At 71.9% G+C, this 19,197-nt stretch carries 19 protein-coding genes; 8 read left to right on the forward strand and 11 right to left on the reverse strand.

Translation table 11 applies throughout. The annotated features are described in order from the left end of the window. The 3 genes from NIE111_RS28640 to NIE111_RS28650 form a co-directional block, all read right to left on the reverse strand. On the reverse strand, positions 1–1,386 hold the full coding sequence (locus NIE111_RS28640) for a chitinase (protein WP_238687390.1): 1,386 nt from the start codon (positions 1,384–1,386) through the stop codon (positions 1–3). A gap of 63 nt (positions 1,387–1,449) precedes the next feature. After that, positions 1,450–2,205, reverse strand: a complete 756-nt coding sequence (locus tag NIE111_RS28645; RefSeq protein ID WP_238687391.1) for a YidC/Oxa1 family membrane protein insertase — start codon at positions 2,203–2,205, stop codon at positions 1,450–1,452. A 102-nt stretch (positions 2,206–2,307) separates the two neighbouring features. After that, the gene (locus NIE111_RS28650; RefSeq protein ID WP_238687392.1) at positions 2,308–2,601 is read right to left on the reverse strand and encodes a DUF6412 domain-containing protein; all 294 of its coding nucleotides are present in this window, start codon (positions 2,599–2,601) and stop codon (positions 2,308–2,310) included. Between the two features lie 154 nt (positions 2,602–2,755). Here NIE111_RS28650 and NIE111_RS28655 point away from each other — a divergent pair, with 154 nt between their 5' ends. From NIE111_RS28655 to NIE111_RS28665, 3 genes are all read left to right on the forward strand, one after another. Then, positions 2,756–3,898, forward strand: coding sequence for a carboxylate-amine ligase (locus NIE111_RS28655; RefSeq protein WP_372488423.1), 1,143 nt, complete (start codon positions 2,756–2,758; stop codon positions 3,896–3,898). A gap of 23 nt (positions 3,899–3,921) precedes the next feature. Then, complete coding sequence (locus tag NIE111_RS28660; protein ID WP_238687393.1) at positions 3,922–5,301, forward strand: FAD-dependent oxidoreductase; 1,380 nt, start codon at positions 3,922–3,924, stop codon at positions 5,299–5,301. 72 nt (positions 5,302–5,373) lie between these two features. Further along, the gene (locus tag NIE111_RS28665; RefSeq protein ID WP_238687476.1) at positions 5,374–6,342 is read left to right on the forward strand and encodes a LacI family DNA-binding transcriptional regulator; all 969 of its coding nucleotides are present in this window, start codon (positions 5,374–5,376) and stop codon (positions 6,340–6,342) included. 193 nt (positions 6,343–6,535) lie between these two features. On the opposite strand, the gene NIE111_RS28670 is transcribed toward NIE111_RS28665, so the two are convergent. The 3 genes from NIE111_RS28670 to NIE111_RS28680 form a co-directional block, all read right to left on the reverse strand. Beyond that, positions 6,536–7,489, reverse strand: a complete 954-nt coding sequence (locus NIE111_RS28670) for a carbohydrate kinase family protein (protein WP_238687394.1) — start codon at positions 7,487–7,489, stop codon at positions 6,536–6,538. Then, entirely contained in the window at positions 7,486–8,751 is a 1,266-nt protein-coding gene (locus NIE111_RS28675; protein WP_308193770.1) for an AGE family epimerase/isomerase, read from the reverse strand. The genes NIE111_RS28670 and NIE111_RS28675 overlap by 4 nt, the downstream gene beginning before the upstream one ends. A gap of 268 nt (positions 8,752–9,019) precedes the next feature. Further along, entirely contained in the window at positions 9,020–9,661 is a 642-nt protein-coding gene (locus tag NIE111_RS28680) for a TetR/AcrR family transcriptional regulator (RefSeq protein WP_238687395.1), read from the reverse strand. 146 nt (positions 9,662–9,807) lie between these two features. On the opposite strand from NIE111_RS28680, the gene NIE111_RS28685 reads away from it, so the two are divergent. After that, positions 9,808–10,587 (forward strand): arylamine N-acetyltransferase family protein, encoded by a 780-nt coding sequence (locus tag NIE111_RS28685; RefSeq protein WP_238687396.1) that lies wholly within the window; start codon positions 9,808–9,810, stop codon positions 10,585–10,587. 102 nt (positions 10,588–10,689) lie between these two features. Here NIE111_RS28685 and NIE111_RS28690 read toward each other — a convergent pair whose 3' ends face one another. Next, positions 10,690–11,115, reverse strand: coding sequence for a nucleoside deaminase (locus NIE111_RS28690; protein ID WP_091405997.1), 426 nt, complete (start codon positions 11,113–11,115; stop codon positions 10,690–10,692). Beyond that, on the reverse strand, positions 11,112–11,963 hold the full coding sequence (locus tag NIE111_RS28695) for an LLM class flavin-dependent oxidoreductase (protein WP_238687397.1): 852 nt from the start codon (positions 11,961–11,963) through the stop codon (positions 11,112–11,114). The genes NIE111_RS28690 and NIE111_RS28695 overlap by 4 nt, the downstream gene beginning before the upstream one ends. Before the next feature lie 99 nt (positions 11,964–12,062). On the opposite strand from NIE111_RS28695, the gene NIE111_RS28700 reads away from it, so the two are divergent. After that, positions 12,063–12,944, forward strand: a complete 882-nt coding sequence (locus NIE111_RS28700; protein WP_238687398.1) for an aminoglycoside phosphotransferase family protein — start codon at positions 12,063–12,065, stop codon at positions 12,942–12,944. A gap of 153 nt (positions 12,945–13,097) precedes the next feature. On the opposite strand, the gene NIE111_RS28705 is transcribed toward NIE111_RS28700, so the two are convergent. After that, positions 13,098–13,907: an Fpg/Nei family DNA glycosylase gene (locus NIE111_RS28705; protein WP_238687399.1), complete on the reverse strand. Its 810-nt coding sequence runs from the start codon at positions 13,905–13,907 to the stop codon at positions 13,098–13,100. A 157-nt stretch (positions 13,908–14,064) separates the two neighbouring features. Between NIE111_RS28705 and NIE111_RS28710 the strand changes: the two genes are divergently transcribed. From NIE111_RS28710 to rocD, 3 genes are all read left to right on the forward strand, one after another. Then, positions 14,065–14,967, forward strand: coding sequence for a DMT family transporter (locus tag NIE111_RS28710; RefSeq protein WP_238687400.1), 903 nt, complete (start codon positions 14,065–14,067; stop codon positions 14,965–14,967). A gap of 657 nt (positions 14,968–15,624) precedes the next feature. Continuing rightward, positions 15,625–16,440 carry a dimethylargininase gene (gene ddaH / locus NIE111_RS28715; protein WP_238687477.1) on the forward strand — a complete coding sequence of 272 codons (816 nt, stop codon included), beginning with the start codon at positions 15,625–15,627 and terminating at the stop codon, positions 16,438–16,440. After that, a complete protein-coding gene (rocD, locus tag NIE111_RS28720; RefSeq protein ID WP_238687478.1) occupies positions 16,440–17,654 on the forward strand; it encodes an ornithine--oxo-acid transaminase in 1,215 nt (404 codons plus the stop codon). The genes ddaH and rocD overlap by 1 nt, the downstream gene beginning before the upstream one ends. A gap of 53 nt (positions 17,655–17,707) precedes the next feature. Here rocD and NIE111_RS28725 read toward each other — a convergent pair whose 3' ends face one another. Together NIE111_RS28725 and NIE111_RS28730 are read right to left on the reverse strand one after the other, a co-directional pair. After that, positions 17,708–18,862, reverse strand: coding sequence for an FHA domain-containing protein (locus NIE111_RS28725; RefSeq protein WP_238687401.1), 1,155 nt, complete (start codon positions 18,860–18,862; stop codon positions 17,708–17,710). Next, on the reverse strand, positions 18,859–19,152 hold the full coding sequence (locus NIE111_RS28730) for a 4a-hydroxytetrahydrobiopterin dehydratase (protein WP_238687402.1): 294 nt from the start codon (positions 19,150–19,152) through the stop codon (positions 18,859–18,861). The genes NIE111_RS28725 and NIE111_RS28730 overlap by 4 nt, the downstream gene beginning before the upstream one ends. Positions 19,153–19,197: the final 45 nt, after the last annotated feature.

The raw sequence follows: 19,197 nt of genomic DNA on the forward strand, positions 1-19,197 counted from the left end.
TCAGGGCAGGGTGTCCAGGTGTGGGCCCACCGTGTTGGCGAAGCCGTTGCCGTTGCTGACGTCCCAGTTCACCGACCAGGTCATCGCGCCCCGAATGCCGGGGTAGGTGCGCGGCGGGCGGAAGCTGCCGCAGTTGGTGCCTCGGGCCAGGCAGTCCAGGGCGGCGTTGACCACGCTGGGCGCGACGATGCCGCCGCCGGCCGCTCCCGCTCCGGCGGGCAGGCCGAGGCCGACCTGGTCGGGGCGGAGCCCGGCCTCCAACTGGATGCAGGCCAACGCGACGATGAAGTTCACGGTGCCCTGGCCGTACGCGGCGTTCTGGTCGCAGCCGAGCATGGCGCCGGAGTTGTAGTACTGGGTGTTGACGACGGTGAGGATGTCCTTGATGTCGAGCGCCAGCTTGAAGTAGCCGCCGGCCGGGTTCTGCATGTCGATGGTCTGCGGCGCCATCGCGATGATCAGGCTCGACCCGACAGTGGCCCGCAGCGCACGCAGCGCCTGCGCCATGTAGGTCGGGTTGAGCCCGTTCTCCAGGTCGATGTCGATCCCGTCGAAGCCGTACCGGGCGATCAACGCGGCTGCCGTGTTGGCGAACGCGGTGGCCGACGCGGCGTTGTTCACTGTTACCCGGCCGGTCTCACCACCGACGGAGAGGATCACCCGCTTGCCCCGGCTGTGCAGGGTGCGCACGTCGGCGGTGAAGTCCGCGTCGGTGTAGCCGCCGAGCGCGGCGGCCAGCCCGGGGTCGACGCCGAAGGTGAGCGCGCCGGGAGTCGCGGTGGCCTCGGCGAAGGCGACCGCCACCAGGTCGTACTCGGCGGGGACGTCGCGGAGCCGCAGCTCGACGGCGGGGTTGTCGAAGTTGTGCCAGTACCCGGTGAGCAGGTGTTTCGGCAGCCCACCGGTGGGCGGGTCGGTGGGCGGTGGCGTGGTGGGCGGCGGCGTGGTGGGCGGAGGCGTGGTGGGCGGTGGCGTGGTCGGTGGGGTACCGCCGCCGCAGGACGCGCCGTTGAGCTGGCAGCCGCTCGGTGAGCCGGAGCCGCTGGCCAGGAAGCCGAAGGAGACCGACGCGCCCGGGACGATCGCGCCGTTCCACGATCGGTTGGTGAAGGTGTGCCGCTGGCCGGACGAGCTGAGCAACGCGTCCCAGTAGCTGCCGAGGGTGGTGCCGGACGGCAGGTCGAAGGCGAGGTTCCAGCCGTTTATGGTCGAGCTGCCGCCGTTGGTGATGGTGTACTTCCCCTCCCAGCCGGAGCCCCAGTCGGCGGTCTTGACGAAGCTGGCGGTGGCCCCGGCGGCGTACGCGGGCAGCGCCACCCAGGCCGCGCCGAGTGTCGCCGCGAGGGCGGCTACGAGGGACAGGACAAGGGATCTGGAGCGTTTCATGCGACCCTCCGGGCCCGGACGGGCATTTATGGACGTCAACGTTGCTGCCAATTATTAAGACAGTTAACTGTTTCTGTCCAGGGGGCGCGTCGGGACCGCCTGCGGGCGGCGGAGCACCGCCTGCTCAAGAGCCGACCACACGCTGGTGGTCACCAGGTAGATCACTGCGGCGAGCGGCAGCACCAGCGCCACCAGCACCGTCGTGAAGGGCAGCAGGGGCAGCAGCCGGCCGAGCGTGGCCGCCCCCGGCCCCTCGGCCGGCGTACCGGCCACAGTGCCCACCGCAGCCGACGCCCGGCGGGCCCGCCGCGACGACCACCAGGCCACCACCAGCAACACCACCAGCAGTACGCCGAACAGCGGTCCGGCCGCACCGGCCAGCCCGTCGCTGAGATGGTGACCCAGTGGCACGCCGGCCAACCGCTCGTCCAGCACCCCGGTGCCACCCTCGCTGGTGCTGAACAACCGGTACAGCACCAGCAGGAACGGCGCCTGGATGAGCAGCGGCAGGCAGCCGGCGATCGGGTTCGCGCCAGCCTCGCGGTACAACGTGAACACCTCGCGCTGAAGCGTCGCCGGGTCGTCGGCGTACCGCTTCTGAAGGTCACGCACCTGCGGGGCGAGCGCCGCGCGGCGCCGCTCGCCGCGGACCTGCGCGACGGTCAGCGGCGAGATCAGCAGGCGGACGGCGATGGTGAAGAGCACGATGGCGGCGGCGGTCGCCCCGCCACCGGCCAGTGGTTCGAGCAGTTCGGTGAGCCAGGACAGCGCGCTGCCGGCAGCGGCGACAGCGTCGTGCAGTGGTGCGAAGGCAAGCATGGGAAGCCCCTCGGTCCGATTCCGGTGAGGCCCTCCCCCGGGCGGTATCCGCTCAGCAGGGGTGGCCGGTGACGGCGGGATCGGCCGCGCGGCGGCGAGGCACTACGCGGCCGAGGGGTGCCCCGGAGCACGGGGACGAGGCCGACCGGCGGCATCCGGGTCGATCTGGCGGGGCATCCGGCGACTTCGGGAGCGGGCCCGCAGGCCGGCCCACCGTGGCCCGGCACCGGGCGCGCCCGCCCGGTCGTGCACCCGGGCCGCCAGCACCACCGCGAGCAGGACCAGGGCGGTCAGCGCGGCGCCCGCCAGCAGGTCGACCGGTCGGCCCGCGAGCAGAGCGAGCTGGGCGAACGCGGACATCCACGCGACCCCGACATAGCCCAGCAGCACCGGCACCGGCTCAGCATAGGACCCGCTGTCACGTCACCCAGCCGAATCCGGCGGCCCGCCCTCCAACGCCGCGTCGCCGCCACGTTTCCCGGCATCGCCACGTTGGGTAACCACGAAGGACCGGCGCGGATGGACCGCGAACGGTAGGAACGGACGGGTGATGTCGATGACGGGTCAGGTGGCGGAGGCGCCCAGCGACATGGCTGCGGCGACCGGGTTGCTCACCGTGGGTGTCGAGGAGGAGTTCCTGCTCGTCGACCCGCACACCGGGGCCGCGGTTCCGGCCGTGGACCTGGTCATGGAGCAGGTGCCGGCCGAACTTCGCGGGCAGGTGGAGCGGGAGTTCCAGACCAGTCAGATCGAGATCGGCAGCCCGCCCGGCCTGGAACTCTCGTCGATCCGGCACTCCCTCGGCGTCCTGCGTCGGGCGCTCTCCGACGCCGCCGAGCGGGCTGGCGTACGCCTACTCGCCATCGGCACCGGCCCGGTGGACGGCCCGGTGCCGCCAGTGGTGGACAAGCCCCGCTTCGACCGGATGATCGAGCGGTTCCGGCTGCTCGTCCCCGGCCCCGGCAACAACGGCATGCACGTACACGTCGGGGTGCCCGACCCGGACACCGGCGTGCAGGTGCTCAACCACGTACGGCCGTGGCTGCCAATGCTGCACGCGGTCACCACCAACTCGCCGTTCTCCCGGGGCGAGGACACCGGCTACGCCAGTTGGCGCTCGGTGGAGTGGGAGCGCTGGCCGTCGGTGGCGCCGACGCCGTTCCTGGAGTCGCACGAGCACTACCAGCGGCTGATCCGCCAGTTGATCTCCAGCGGGGTGATGCTCGACGAGGGGATGCTCTACTGGTACGCCCGCCTGTCGGCGAAGTATCCGACCGTGGAGCTGCGGATCGGCGACGTCTGCCCGTCGGTGGACGACGCGGTGCTGGTCGCCGCGCTGGTCCGGGCGCTGGTGGCCACCGCCATGGCGGATGTCGAGGCCGGCCGACCGGCGTTGCAGACCGACCACCACCTGCTGGTCGGGGCGCACTGGCGGGCCGCCCATGACGGCCTGGAAGGTGAAGCCGTCGACGTCACCAACGGTGAGCTGCGCCCGGCCTGGGAGCTGTTGGACCGGTTCGTGGAGCGGATGCGGCCCGCGCTGGAGCAGCACGGCGACTGGGCCGAGGTGACCGACCTGCTGGGTGGGTTGCGCCGGCACGGCAGCGGCGCGGCGCGGCAGCGCGCGGTGTTCGAGCGCACAGGCCGACTCACCGACGTGGTGCAGGACGTCGCGCGGCAGACCCGCGGCTGATCACCGCATGACAGGATGAACCCGTGGCGCAACGGCTGATCGTCATCGGCGGGGACGCCGCCGGTATGTCGGCGGCGTCCCAGGCCCGACGCCGCCGTGACCGTGGCGACCTGGAGATCGTGGTCTTCGAGCGGGGCAACTTCACCTCCTACTCGGCGTGCGGCATCCCGTACTGGATCAGCGGCCTGGTGCCCGGCCCCGAGGCGTTGATCGCCCGGACCCCGGAGACGTTCCGCACCGACTACGCGATGGACGTCCGGATGCGTCACGAGGTCACTGCCATCGACCTGGAACGCCGCGAGGTGGTCGCGCGGGACCTGAAGGGCGGCGGCGAGGTCCGCGAACGCTTCGACGACCTGATGTACGCCACCGGCGCGGTGCCGGTGAAACCGTCGTGGGCGATCACCGACGCGGGCGGCGTGTTCGGCATGCAGACCCTCGACGACGGCGCGGCGCTACGCGACTGGCTGGACGCCGACCCGCAGCCGCGCCGGGCCGTGGTGGTCGGCGGCGGGTACATCGGCGTCGAGATCGCCGAGGCCCTCATCCAACGCGGCCTCTCGGTGACCCTGGTGGAGGCCGGCGAGCAGCCCATGTCGACTGTCGACAGCGACATGGGCGAGCTGGTCGCCGAGGCGATGCGCGGCCTCGGCATCACGATCCGCGGCAGCCTGCCGGTGACCGGCCTGGAGGAGCGGGACGGCCGGGTGTCCGCCGTGGTCACCGCCGAGGGGCCGATCCCGACCGACGTCGTGGTCATGGGTCTGGGCGTACGCCCCAACGCCGCGCTCGCGGAGGCGGCCGGGCTGCCCCTCGGGCCGACCGGCGCGATCCGGGTGGACCGCCGGATGCGGGTGCCCGGGCACCCCGGGGTCTGGGCGGCCGGTGACTGCGTGGAGACCCTGCACCGGGTCAGCGGGTTGCCGGTGCACGTGCCGCTCGGCACGCACGCCAACAAGCAGGGCCGGGTCGCCGGGATCAACATCGGCGGCGGGTACGCCACCTTCACGGGTGTGATCGGCACGGCGGTGACGAAGGTCTGCGACCTGGAGGTGGGTCGGACGGGTCTGCGCGAGCGCGACGCCACGGCTGCCGGCTTCGAGTTCGTCTCGGTGATCGCCGAGTCGACCAACCGGGCCGGCTACTACCCGGGTGCCCGGCCGATGACCGTCAAGCTGATCGCCGAGCGCCCCAGCGGCCGGTTGCTCGGCGCGCAGATCGTCGGGTGGTCCGAGGCGGCCAAACGGATCGACTCGCTGGCCGTGGCGCTGTGGAACGGCATGACGGTGGACGATATGACACAGCTGGACCTGGGCTACGCTCCGCCGTACGCGCCGGTCTGGGATCCGGTGCTCATCGCCGCCCGAAAAGCGGTCGACGCGCTCGCCGCCCTCGACCGTTGACCCGCGCCTGCCGTGGAGGACCACCCCGTGACCCAGACCCCGACCCGGCCGACAGTGCGTCGGCGTCCCACGATGGTCGACGTGGCCCGGCGGGCCGACGTCAGCCTGAAGACGGTCTCCCGGGTCGTGAACGACGAGCCGGTCGGCCAGGAGTTGGTCGGCCGGGTCCTGGCCGCCATCGCCGAGCTGGGCTTCCGGCGCAACGACATCGCTCGTAACCTGCGCTCCCGGCAGCTCAACGCCACGGTCGGGCTGCTGATCGAGGAGATCGCCAACCCGTTCTACGCGACCATCGCGAGCGTCGCCGCCGAGATCGCCGCCGCCCACGGCACCATGCTGATCACCGCGTCGTCGGAGGAGGACCCGGAGCGCGAACGCGCCCTGCTCCAGGACTTCACCCAACGCCGCGTCGACGGCCTGCTGGTGGTGCCGGCGGGCCTGGACCACTCGTTCCTGCGTCGGGAGGTCGAGCTGGGCATGCCTGTGGTGTTCCTGGACCGGCCGCCGCAGGGGCTTCAGGCCGACGCCGTGCTGTTGGACAACCGGGGTGGCAGCCACGCCGGGGTGAGCGCGCTGCTCGACGAGGGGCATCGACGGGTGGGGCTGCTGCTCGGCGCTCCGAGCGTACCCACGATGCGGGAGCGGCTGGCCGGGGCACGGGCGGCACTGGACGCCGCCGGGGTCGAGCCGGACGAGTCGCTGATCCGTGAGCGGCTCATCGCTCCCGAGGAGGCCAGCCGGGCGGTGGCCGCGCTGCTCGACCTTCCGCAGCCGCCCACCGCGTTCTTCTGCGCCAACAACCGGCTCACCGTCGGCGCGCTCCAGGAGCTGCACCGGCGGGGCAGTGACGCCGCGCTGGTCGGCTTCGACGACTTCGAGCTGGCCCACCTGATGCCCCGACCGCTGACCGTCGTCGCCTACGACACCCGGGAACTGGCGAGGGTCGCCACAGAACGGCTGTTCGAGCGCATAGCCGGCGACGACTCCCCACCGACAACCACGGTGCTCCCCACGCGGCTCCGACCCCGCGGCCTCACCTGACCCCCGCCCACCCCATCCGGTGGCGAACCGCGAGCGTTGAGCAGGACGTGCTCGCCCCGGAGGAGCAAGGCCGACAACCCCCTGCCCCCTCCTTTGCTCTGCACCCTTATGCGCACCGGTCACGACCGGTCACCAGCGGTCACGACCGGTCACGGCTCGTAGCCGTCGCATCCGCGGGTGCAGAGCAAAGGAGTCAGTTCGCGGGGGTGAGGCGGGCCGCCACCTCCGAGCGGCGGGGCGGGTCGGCACCCCGACGGCCGCAGGTCAGCGCGGCCACAGTGGCGGCCTGCCGGAGCACCGCACCCCACTGCTGCGGGGTCACCGCGGCGAGCCGTTCGGCGGGGCGGTCACCGAGCGCGTCGAGGTCGGCCAGCGCGGCCAGCAGGCCACCGGTGAACGAGTCGCCGGCGCCGACGGTGTCGACCACCGTGGTGCGGACCGCCGGCTCCTCGTGCAGCGAGCCGTCCGGCGCGAGCAGCCATGCGCCGTCCCCGCCGCGGGTCACCACGGCGCAGGACACACCGGCGGTACGCCACTCGGTCATCACGTCGGCCACGGAACGGCCCGGGTAGAGCCAGGCCAGGTCCTCGTCGCTGGCCTTGACCAGGTGCGCGAGGCGAATCTGCCGGCCTACCCGTTCCTGCTCCGCCGCCCGGTCGGTGACGATGCTCGGGCGCAGGTTGAGGTCGATGGAGACGGTGAGCCCATCCCGCCGGCGTTCCCGGGTGAGCAGGCCCTCCAGCGCGTTCGCGCCGGGTGCCAACGCGAGCGCGAGGGATCCGGTGTGCAGCGCGATCGCCGGTGAGCCGGCCAGCTCGGGCAGCTCCTGCGGCGTCCATTGCCAGTCGGCCGCACCGGCCAGCCGGAACTCGTAGCTGGCCTGCCCGGCGGCGTTCAGGGTGGCCACCGCCACCGACGTGGGCTCCTCGGCGCGTACCGCCCACTCCAGGTCCACCCGGTTGGCGCTCAGATGCTCGACGAGTTGCCGACCGTACGCATCGCTGGCGAGTCGAGCCAGCAGTCGTACCGGCTGGTCGAGCCGGGCCAGGGTGACCGCGACGTTCGCCGGGGAGCCACCGGGCACGGCCCGCTGCCCCTCGGCGGTGACGACGAGGTCGATCAGCGCCTCACCCGCGACGACGATCACGCGGTCACCTCCCCCGGTGCGAGCGGGCCGGGGCCGCCGAGCCCGTCGGCCGCCCGGGACAGCAGTACCGCCTGGTAGGCGTGGTAGACGTCCGGTCGGCCGTGCCAGACCGTGTCGGCGGGCAGGTTCTGCGCGTCCAACTCGTGCCGCCATCCGGTCTGGTCGATGAGACCGCGACGGGCGTACGCCCAGAAGACCCGGTACCAGTCGAGGTAGACGGTGTCCCCGGTGCGGCGGTGCAGGGTGATCGCCGCGCCGATGGCCTCGGCGAGAACCCAGTGCATCCGGGAGCGCACCACCGGCCGGTCGTCCCAGTCGATGGTGTAGATGAAGCCGTCCGCGCCGTCGACCGCCCAGCCGCGACGCACGGCCGCGGCGAACAGGGCGCGGGCGTCGGCGAGCAGCCAGCGGGGTGGCTGCGGCAGCACCGCCTCCAACTCCAGCAGCAGCCGGGCCCACTCCAGCCAGTGCCCGATCGTGGAGCCGTACGGCCGGAACGGGTCGGCGGGCTGGTCCCGGTTGTAGTCGGGCAGCGGCGTCCAGTCGGTGGTGAAGTGCTCGGGCAGCCGCCAGTCGTGTCGGGCCGCCTCACCGTGCACGAGGTGGGTGGCGATCCGCAGGGCCCGGTCGGCCCAGCTCGCGTCACCGGTGGCGGCGGCAGCGCCGAGGAACGCCTCGACCATGTGCATGCTGCTGTTGGCGCCCCGGTAGTCCTCGGTGACCGTCCAGTCCCGGTTCCACGATTCGCGGACCGCGCCGCCGTCGTCGTCCCAGAACCGGTCCCGCACAACGTCCAGCACGTCGGCGAGCAGCCGGTCCGCGCCGGGCCGTCCGGCGCGCGCGGCGCTGGAGGCGGCGAGCAGCACGAACGCGTGGTCGTAGCCGGCCTTACGGTCGTTGACGGGTACTCCCTGCTGGTCCACCGCGCCGAACCAGCCGCCGTACCGGTCGTCGCGCAGCAGCGTGCTGAGCGCGGTGATCCCGTGGTCGACCAGGGCGGCGGCGTCCGGGTCGCCGTTGCGGTGGGCGAGGGCGGCCACGTGGGTCATCCGGCAGGTGATCCAGGTGTGGATCGGTTCGCCGCGATCCGGGGTGCGGTCGTCGGTGAGCCACCAGAAGCCGCCCTCGGGCCGGACCGAGCGGCGGGCGGTGTCGAGCAGCGTCCGGGTCTGGTCGACGAGGAACTCGTTCAGATCGGGCAGGTCTGGTGACCCCACCGGAGCAGGGGTCGTTGCGGCGTCGGATCGGGGCACGTCGGTCATCTCAGCTGGTCACCGTCGGGTAGGAAAGGGACATACGGCCAGGATCGGCGACGGACCGGGTCCGCGCCGCAAAACCGCCAACGGTACGCCACGAATCGACTGGCCGGGGTCGGAGCGCGGCGGGAGGCTTTTCCTCCCATTTGCCCGTTGACATCGTTGTCACCGCTCAACCCTGCTCTGGCAGCGGGCCGACTGTCAATTCCTGCTGCGTCACATCGCAACGGGGGCGGCCGCCCGTCTGTGGCGATGGTCCGCGCCCCCGCATCCATCAGGCGCCCCCGAGGTCGACCAGGCCGATCTCGGCGGGGGGAAGGGCTTGGACGTCCGGGCCAGCACGCAGGCCCTCGAGCATGAGGGTCAGGTAGCGGTCCACGCTGCGCTGGGTGAGCTCCGCGCGTAGGCCGGGTAGTGGCCTCAGCAGCAGCGCCATCATGAGGGTCAGGTCGCCGGCGTCCACGTCGGGACGCAGGTCACCGTCGGCTTGGGCGCGGCGGACGAGCCGGTCGAGGATCTTCAGCAGGGCTTGACGGAGCCGCTGCTCCTCGGGCTCGGCGTGCAGCTCTTCCCAGGTGCTGGTGAACCAGATCGACAGCCAGGTCGCCAGCCTCAGTTCGGCGGCCGCCCGGCGGACGAAGCGTGCGAGCGCATGCCACGCGTCCGGCTCCTCGTCTTCGGCGTCGCGAGCGATGGCGACCACGCGGTCGAAGCCGTCCAGCGCGACCCCGCGTACCAGAGCCTCACGGTCGGGGAACCGGCGATAGAGGGTGGCGGCCCCGACACCGGCGCGGCGGGCCACCTCCTCCATCGGCACTTCGACACCGCGTTCGGCGATGAGTGTGCGGGCCGCCTCGATGATCTGTTCGCGGTTGTGCCTGGCGTCCGCCCGGAGCCTGGGGCTCTCGTTCTTCACCTGACCAGTATACGGATGCCATTCTCTCACTTACACTTTCCTAAACGGAGGAAGTTCTCTCACTTAGGAGGTCGATGATGGACACAAAGGCAGCGATGAGGCAGACGTTGCACAGAATCGGGCACCACGGGCGCGTCGCAGCCGACGTGGAAACGCTGTTCGCACTGCATCAGGCCTGGCGATACGCGGTGCCGTACGAAAACCTCGACATCCAGCTCGGCCGGCCGATCGCCCTCGATGCGGAGGCGCTCTTCGACAAGCTCGTGCGGCGGCGGCGCGGCGGTTACTGCTACGAGCAGAACGCCGGCCTGGCCATGCTGCTGCGTCTGGCTGGCTTCCAGGTGACGATGGTGGAGGCCGCAGTCATGCGCGCTACCCGCGGGGAGGCGATGTGGGGCAACCACAACGCGCTGCTGGTCGACCTCGGTGGCCGACGCTGGCTGGTCGACGCCGGCATCGGCGACGGATTCATCCAGCCGTTGCCGATGCGGGAAGGGCCCCACATTCAGGGAAGCCTGGCCTACCGGCTTGAGCGGCTCGATCGGGATACCTGGCGCTTCCACCACCACCCCGGCGGAACCATCGCCTCCTACGACCTACGCCTGCAGCCACGGGAGGTCGCCGACTTCGCCACCCACTCCCGGGAGCTGTCCACGTCCCCCGCCTCGGCATACGTCACCACGCTCATGGCCGCTCGGCCGAGCGGCGACCACACCCTGGTCCTGCTGTCCCGGACGTTGCGTCGGCTGGGTGCCGCCGCCAGCACCCCCCGCATGATCGCCGATGTCGACGAATTCGCTAGAACGCTGTCCACTGACTTCCTCGTACCCCTCGACGACCTCGGCCCGGAGGGCGTCGCCCACCTCTGGCACAAGGCAGGCTCCCAGGACGACCTGTGGCGCGCACGCGTCCGCAACACGGCCTGAGCACCCGGGGCAGCCCTCGGCCTCGGCGCGGACAGGTGTCGTGACGGTGGACGTGACCGGTCGTCTCGCCCTCACCTACCAGACCGCCTCAGACGGGCCCGGTCAGTAGTAGTCGTCGATCGGCTGGCGTGCCTCGTCGAACAGCGCCGGCCCCTCGTAGCGGACCGGTGGCAGCGGCGGGGTGGCCGGCTTGACCTCCTCGAACTGCTCGGTGGACAGCGCGTACACCACCCGCCCGAGGCCGGACCGGTCGATCGCCGTCGCGCACATCGCGCAGGGCTGACAACTGGTGAACATGGTGGTGCCGGCTGCCACCTCGGGGGAGAGTTCCCGAGCCGCCCAGCGGGCCAGCTTCAACTCCGGATGGGCGCTGATGTCCGCGTCGGAAACCACAGTGTTGTGGTCCTCGATCAGGACGACGCCGGCCGCGTCGACCAGCAACGAGCCGAACGGCCGTTCGCCGGAAGCCCCCGCCCGCCTGGCGATTTCCACGGCGTGGCGGAGAAACTTCTCGTCGTCGGGGGTCATCGGTCCTCCTGGGTTGCGTGATGTGCGGCCACTGCCGCAAGGGTCCGCCAGGCGCGTTCGGGCTGACGGATCTCGGTCAGGTCGCCGTTGAACGGGTCCAGCACCACCGTGTCCGCGCCGAGCGAACGAAGCTTGTCCAGGTCGGCGACGATCTGATCGATGGTGCCGACACCGGCGAGCCGGTCCGGGTCGATGATCGGTTCTCGGGTCTCCTGGAGCGCGATCCGCGGCACCACTGCCGGCACCGGGCGACCCAACTCGTCGGCGATCTCCGCCAGTCGTCCGACCGCCTCGGCGAGCCGTGCCGGCGTGATCCGCAGCGGGTGCCACGCGTCACCGAGCAGTACCGCGCGGCGCATGCCGGCCTCGCTGTTGCCCCCGACCCAGATCGGGATCGCAGCCGTGTCGTAGTCGTCGGTGTCCTGCCAGGCCTCGCGCATGGTGTGCAGGTACTCGTCGGTCAGCGCGCCGCGCTGCCGGAACGGCACGCCGAGCGCCTCGAACTCCTGCCGGGCCCAGCCGACGCCGACACCGAGGACGAGCCGGCCGCCGCTGAGCCGGTTGAGGTTCGCCGCCATCCGGGCGGTGAGCAGCGGGTGCCGGTACGGGACGATGAGCACAGTCGTGCCCAGCCGAACCCGGCTGGTCACCCCGGCCAGCCAGGACAGCGTGGTGAACGGCTCGTAGAACGGCGCCGGATACTGCTCGGCCACGTCCGGTGTCACCGCGATGTGATCGGAAACCATCAACAGGTCGAAGCCGAGACCCTCCACCGTCTGCGCCCACCGGCGCAGCACGTCGGGGTCGGTGCCCGGGGCGAAGTTCGGTACGTTCACACCAATCTGCACCCGTCCACGCTAGCCACTGTGGACCGGCGTGTGAACGCCGTGGCCCGGCCGAATCACCTGGCGGCCGGCACGAATCGCCGCACGACTCAGGAGCGCCGGATGGATCTGCCCGAGGGACTCGACTGGGTACGCGGATCACAGGCCGGTCGCGCCTGGCTGGCCGCACTCCCGACGTGGCTGAACGAGTGCGCCGAGCGCTGGTCGCTGCGGGTCGGCCCGCCCTTCCGGCAGGCGTACGCCTCACTGGCGCTCCCCGCCCACCTGCCCGACGGCACCGCGGCGGTGCTGAAGCTCCAGTTTCCCGACGAGGAGAGCCGGTACGAGGCCGACGCCTTGGCCCAGTGGGACGGTGACGCGGCGATCCGTCTGCTCGCCCACGACCCCGAGCGGCGTGCCCTGCTGCTCGAACGCTGCCAGCCCGGCACACCCCTGCACGACCTACCGCCGGACCGAGCGCTGGACGTGGTGGTCGATCTGCTCCCCCGGCTCTGGCGACCGGCCGGCGCGCCGTTCGCACCGCTGGCCCAGGAGGCCGCCGGCTGGATCGACCGGATGCCCCGGGCCTGGGAACGGGCCGGCCGACCGTATGAGCGACGGCTGCTGGACGCGGCGCTCGAACTGGTCACCGGCCTGGCGTCGAGCCAGGGCGAGCAGGTGCTGGTCAACCAGGACCTGCACGCCGGCAACATCCTCGCCGCCGACGCACTCGACGCCGCCCGAGGGCCTTGGCTGGCGATCGACCCGAAGCCGCTGACCGGGGAACGGGAGTTCTCGGTCGTGCCGATGGTGCGCGGCCCGGAGTTGGGCCACTCCCCGGCCGCCGTCCGGCATCGACTGCACCGGCTCAGCGATGAACTGGGCCTGGACCGGGAGCGGGTCCGGGGTTGGACGATCGGCCACACGCTGTCCTGGAGCGTCGCCGACGACACCGTCTTCCCCGAGAAGATCGAAGTGGTCCGCTGGCTGCTCGACACCGACTAAGGCCCGGCTCGGCGATCACGCGGCGGTGCCCCCGACCCACCTCCGCGATCTTGCACTTTCTGTCCCGACCTAGGGTGCATATCCACCCATGCCGACAACAGAAACTGCAAGATCGGCGCGGGGGTACGGGGGCGCGGGGCGGGCGGGGCGGGGTCAGGCGGTTTGGCAGGTGGGGCACCAGTACAGGTTGCGGCCGGCTAGTTCGCCGCGACTGACCTCGGTGCCGCAGACGTGGCAGGGCGCTCCCGGGCGGCGGTAGACGTACACCTCGCCGCCGTGCCGGTCCACCCGCGCCGGCCGCCCCATCGCCTCCGGCAGGTGCGCGTCGCGGACCGTGTCGATCCGGCCGTGCTCGACCGCGAGCCGCATGAGCCCGACCAGGTCGGCCCAGAGCGCGTCCCAGCCGGTAGTGGTCAACTGTCGGCCCGGCATCGTCGGCGGCAGCCCCGCCCGGAAGAGCGCCTCGGTCACGAAGATCAAACCGGTGCCGGCCACCACGGACTGGTCCAGCAACAGCGCGGCGAGAGGGGTGGGGCTGCGGGCGATCCGGGCGTACGCCCGCTCCGGGTCGGCGTCGGCGCGCAACGGGTCCGGCCCAAGACGGTCGCGCAGCGCGGCCACCTCGGGTGGGCTGAGCAGCTCGCAGGCCGTCGGCCCGCGCAGGTCGAGCCAGTGCCGGTCGCTGACCAGTCGTAGTCGCACCTGCCCGACCGGCTCCGGCGGCTCCCCCGGCCCGTCGGTGAACGTGCCGTACAACCCGAGGTGTACGTGCAACGTCAGCTCGCCTGCGTAGTGGTGCAGCAGATGCTTGCCGTACGCCTCGGTGCCCTCCAGCACCGTCCCGGAGAGCCGGGTGGCACCCTCGGCGAAGCGGCCCTGCGGGCTGGCGGCGTGCAGCTTGTCCCCGGCGAACAGCTCGGCGTGCCGGGCCGCCAGGCGATGGATCGTGTGTCCCTCTGGCACAGGTGCCAAGGATAGCCAGCCCCGCCCGGTCAGGGCCGTTCTCGGCGACCGTACCCAGGATTGGTGTCAGGAAACGCCCAGGTGGGTATTTGAGGGCCGACACCGCGTGGGTGCCACCCTTTCCGTCGGCCACCACGCATTCATCAGGAGGTGTGTAGTGGTCAGGATTCCTTCGCTGTCCCGCCGGTCCGAGCCGGCACCGACGCGGGACGAGAACCTCGACGGCCGCGTCGACGGCCGCGACACCCCGGTCACCGAGACCGGTCAGTCCGACGACACCGTCGGCCGCCCGGTGGTCACCGACCGGGACGCCGAGCAGACGACGTATCGCAGCGCCGGCGCGACCGGCGGCCAGACCAGCGAGGCCGAGCGGCGGGCAAACGAGCGGGCGGCGGTTGCCCGAGCCGCCACCGGGCGACCGGCGGAGACCGATTCCCGGGGCACCGCCTCCCGCCCGGTCGCACCCGAGCCGGTGAACGGCACGACCCGCCCCGTCGCACCCGAGCCGGTTACCGGCACGACCAGCCCGGTCGCACCCGAGCCCCGCACCGCCCACGGGGTGGAGACCGAGTCCCGGCCCACCGTCGCCCCGACGACGGCGCGCACCGCCGAGCGGGACGCCGACCTCGACAGCACCACCCGTCGGCCCGACACCACCGACCGGGTCGCCACGGACCGCCCGGTCGACCCGACCCCGGGCGTGAGCACGCCCGAGCCGCCGGTGACGCGTGGCCCGAAGCCGCGGGCCAGCCTGCTCGCCACCCTCGGCCTGATCGTCTCGGTCGCCGGCGCGATGTTCGTGCTGACCGGGACCCTGGCCGGGTACGGAATCGGGCTCGGCGCGTTCGGCGCGGTGCTCGCGGTCCTCGGCCTGATGGCCACCCGTCGTCGGCACGTCGCCGGCAAGACCGACGCGCTCTTCGGCGTGCTGATCGGGTTGGCCGCGGTCGTGATCGGGGTGCTCGCGATGACCGGCCAGTTCGACTGGCCGACCACCGACGGCGACTGGGTGCCGCGCTTCCGAGAGTGGCTTGACTCACAGTTTGTGGATCGTTTCTAGCGGGCACTGTTCCGCTCGCCGGTGATGCACCGGCGAACAGCCGGCGGTTCGCCGGCAGCCCGATCAGTCCGGTGGTTCACCGGCCGGGCGACACCCTTTCAGGGGCGGCGGTTCGCCGCCCCTGAAGTGTGTCCGGGGTTCGACGGTTCCGGTCCAGGTCGCCGAGCAGCGAACTCGCGCGTCCCCGCGGTCGGGAGAACCACGAACACCGCCCTTTGCTCTGCATACCTATATGCGCCACCGGGCGTCCGGCGGGGCTTCCACCGGCGTCCGGCGGGCTTCCACCGGGCGTCCGGCAGGCTTCCGGCGCGGCGGCGCCGGACAGTGGTCGACGGATCCGGTACTCGCCGGTGAGGGTGGAACCGGTCTGGCGGCGCATATAGGGCAGCAGAGCAAAGGCTGCGAACGAGTCCTCCGGCCCCGACTCTCGGCCCCCGCCCCCACTCCGATCGCCTCGCCTGCGGCAAGAGACCCGACGCGTCCACGCTCCAACGCAACAAATCGCTTCACACGGCCCGCCACACGCAACGAATGTTCGGTCTGCGCAACTCTCGGTGGTGGATCCTGCCGCTGACGCCGCATACCGTTGAGCAACGGCGCCAGCCCGTGGGCCACGGTGGCCGGGCGCGCCCGACCCCTGGGAGCAGGACAATGACGATGGACGCCACCAGCCAGCGCCTGTTGATGTGCCGGCCGACGTACTTCGCCGTCGATTACGCGATCAATCCCTGGATGGACCCGAGCGCGCCGGTCGACGCCGCGCTGGCCGTCCGGCAGTGGGAGCAGCTGCGCCAGACGTACCTTGACCTGGGCCACACCGTCGAGGAGATCACTCCGGTGCCCGGCCTGCCTGACATGGTCTTCGCCGCCAACGGCGGCACCGTGATCGACGGCAAGGCGATGGCCGTACAGTTCCGCGACCCGCAGCGCGCCGACGAGGCGCCCGCGTACCGGGCCTGGTTCGAGGCCGCCGGCTTCGAGATGTACGACCCGAAGCACGTCAACGAGGGCGAGGGCGACGTCCTGCTGGCCGGTGACCACCTGCTGGCCGGCACCGGCTTCCGCACGGCGCACGCCGCACACGCCCAGTTGCAGGAGGTCTTCGGCTACCCGGTGATCACCATGCAACTTGTCGACCCGCGCTTCTACCACCTGGACACCGCGTTGACAGTGCTCGACGAGTGGACCGTGGCGTACCTGCCGGAGGCTTTCTCCCCGGGCAGCCAGGCTGTGCTGCGCCGGCTCTTCCCCGACGCGGTGCACGCCACGATGGCCGACGCCGAGGTGCTGGGGCTGAACGCGGTCAGCGACGGACGGCACGTGGTGCTGCCCGCGCAGGCCACCGACCTGGCCGCCAAGCTGCGCGACCGGGGCTACGAAACCATCGGGGTCGACCTGTCCGAGCTACGTAAGGCCGGCGGCGGACCGAAGTGCTGCACGCTGCGACTCCGTCAGGGAAAGGCACGCAAGTGATAGTGGATGACAAGCTGCGTACGCCGGGAGCGGTCCGGGACGCCGAGCGCTGGACCGCGCACAACTACCACCCGCTGCCGGTGGTGATCTCGTCCGCCGAGGGCGCCTGGCTCACCGACGTGGACGGGCGCCGCTACCTGGACTGCCTGGCCGGCTACTCCGCGCTGAACTTCGGTCACCGCCACCCACAGTTGATCGCCGCCGCGCACGCCCAACTGGACCGGCTGACGCTGACCAGCAGGGCGTTCATCCACGACCAGTTCGCCGACTTCTGCCGGGAGCTGGCCGAGCTGTGCGGCAAGGACCTCGTGCTGCCGATGAACACCGGCGCCGAGGCGGTGGAGACCGGGATCAAGGTGGCCCGCAAGTGGGGCTACCAGGTCAAGGGCGTGCCCGCCGGACAGGCCAACATCGTGGTCGCCGAGGGCAACTTCCACGGGCGGACCACCACCATCGTGAGCTTCTCCACCGACGAGGACGCCCGCGCCGACTTCGGGCCGTACACCCCGGGGTTCACTGTCGTGCCGTACGGCGACCTGGCCGCGCTGACCGCCGCGATCGACGAGAACACAGTCGCCGTGCTGCTGGAGCCGATCCAGGGTGAGCAGGGTGTGGTGGTGCCGCCGGAGGGCTACCTGCCGGGCGTACGCCAGCTCTGCACCGAACGCGACGTGCTGTTCATCGCCGACGAGATCCAGTCGGGTCTAGGGCGTACCGGCGCGACCTTCGCCTGTGACCACGAGGGCGTCGTGCCGGACATGTACCTGCTCGGCAAGGCGCTCGGCGGCGGCATCGTGCCGGTCTCCGCGGTGGCCGCGAACGCCGACGTCCTCGGCGTGCTCAAGCCCGGTCAGCACGGCTCCACCTTCGGCGGCAACCCGCTCGCCTGCGCGGTGGCGATCGAGGTGGTCCGGCTGCTGGCCACCGGCGAGTTCCAGCGCCGCTCGGCCGAGCTGGGTGAGCGGCTACGGGCCGGTCTGGAAGGGCTGCTCGGCAAGGGGCTCGTCGGGGTACGCGTCCGTGGCCTGTGGGCCGGGCTGGACATCGACCCGGCGCTGATGAGCGGTCGGGAGGCGTGTGAGCGGCTTGCCGCGCGCGGAGTGCTCGCCAAGGACACCCACGGCTCCACCATCCGGCTCGCCCCGCCGTTGGTGATCACCGAGGAGGAGATCGACCTGGCGGTGACCCGGCTGGCCGAGGTGCTTGCCGGCTGACCCGGGAACGTGGTGAAAGGCGGGCGTCGGGATTCCGGCGCCCGCCTTTCGCGTCAGGGGCGGGGCAGGCGCATGGCCATCGTCGGGGCCTCGGCCATCACCGAGGTGGGGGTGAACGGGGCACCGGTGGGCAACTCCTCGGCCCGACCGATCTGCACCCCCGGGTACAGCTCCACCATGTCGTTCTCACCCAGCACCCGGGACTGCTGCGGCGCCAGCGGGATCCGGTCGGACTCGGTCATCGAACCGGCCGGGCGGATGCCGGAGCCGTTGGTGCTGACGTCGGTCACGATGACCTCGCCGACCCGCAGCTCGAAGCGGACGTGACCACGGCTGATCCAGCGCCGGGCCTCGTCGTTGAGCCACTGCCCGAGCATGATCCCGCCGTCCTGCTCGGGAGCCCGACCGGCCACGATCGGCTGTTCCTCGCTGAGCACGAACCGCCGTCGGACCAGGCCGCCGACGCGCACCGCGAGCACCTCGGTACGCGGACGCGGGCCGGCGTCACCGAGCCGTACGCCATGGCGGGGGCAGGTCGGCACGCCGTTGCGCAGCGCGGGCGGCGGCTGCGCTGCGGGGCTGCGGTCGGCACCCCCGGCCAGGTCGGCGAACGCGCCACCCCCACCACCACCGCCGAACAGCGCGCAGCCCGACTCCGGGCAGCGCCACTGGCGGGCCAGCAGCTTGACGCCGGTCGGCGACCGCTTCCCGGCCACCGGCGAGTGCCCACCACCGACGTGCGCGATGAACACCGGCCCGCCGGCGCCCGGCACCGGCGCGACCACCCGACCGGGCTGTTCGACCAGCCACGGGAACCGACCGCGCAACCCGTCGAAGCGGACTCGGCTGAGCACCGGCAGACCGAGCAGGTCGGCGACCTCCAACATCCGGTCGCCCGGGTTGTCGAGCACCTCGACGAGCCCGTCGTCGGCCCAGCGGCGGACGACCATCCGCTCGTTCGAGGTGAGGTCGGCGTCGGAGAGCAACGCCCGGTGCACGACCGCGTAGACCTGGACGCTGTCCTCCTCCAGCTCGCGGGAGAGCGCGTCGATGACCATGCCGAGGCGCAGCAGGCTGGCCGGCCGGCCACCGTCGATGTCCTGGTAGCGGATCACCTCGGCCAGGTCGATCACGGCTCGGGCCAGTGACGGGTCGGTGCAGACGCGACCCTCGATGGCGTCCAACACCTTGCTGATCTCAAATCTCATGCCGCGCTCCGGACGATGTCGTCGATCCGCCCGGCCAACTCGATGTCCCGGTGGGTGACCCCACCGGCCGAGTGCGTGACACAGCGGAAGGTCAGGGTCCGCCATCGGATGTCGATGTCGGGATGGTGGTCGAGTTCCTCGGCCAGGTTCGCCACCCGGTCCACCACGGCGATGGCCGCCGGGAAACTGCCGAGCTGGACGGTACGGCCGATGCCGGTCGGGTCACCCGACCAGTCGGGCAACCGGCTCAGCTCTTCTCGCACCGCGTCCGCGGTGAGCAGGTCTACCATGCGCCGACCCTACCGGGGACGCCGGCCGGCATCGACCAGCGGTAG

Source organism: Micromonospora hortensis (assembly GCF_022230935.1).
GTDB lineage: Bacteria > Actinomycetota > Actinomycetes > Mycobacteriales > Micromonosporaceae > Micromonospora > Micromonospora hortensis.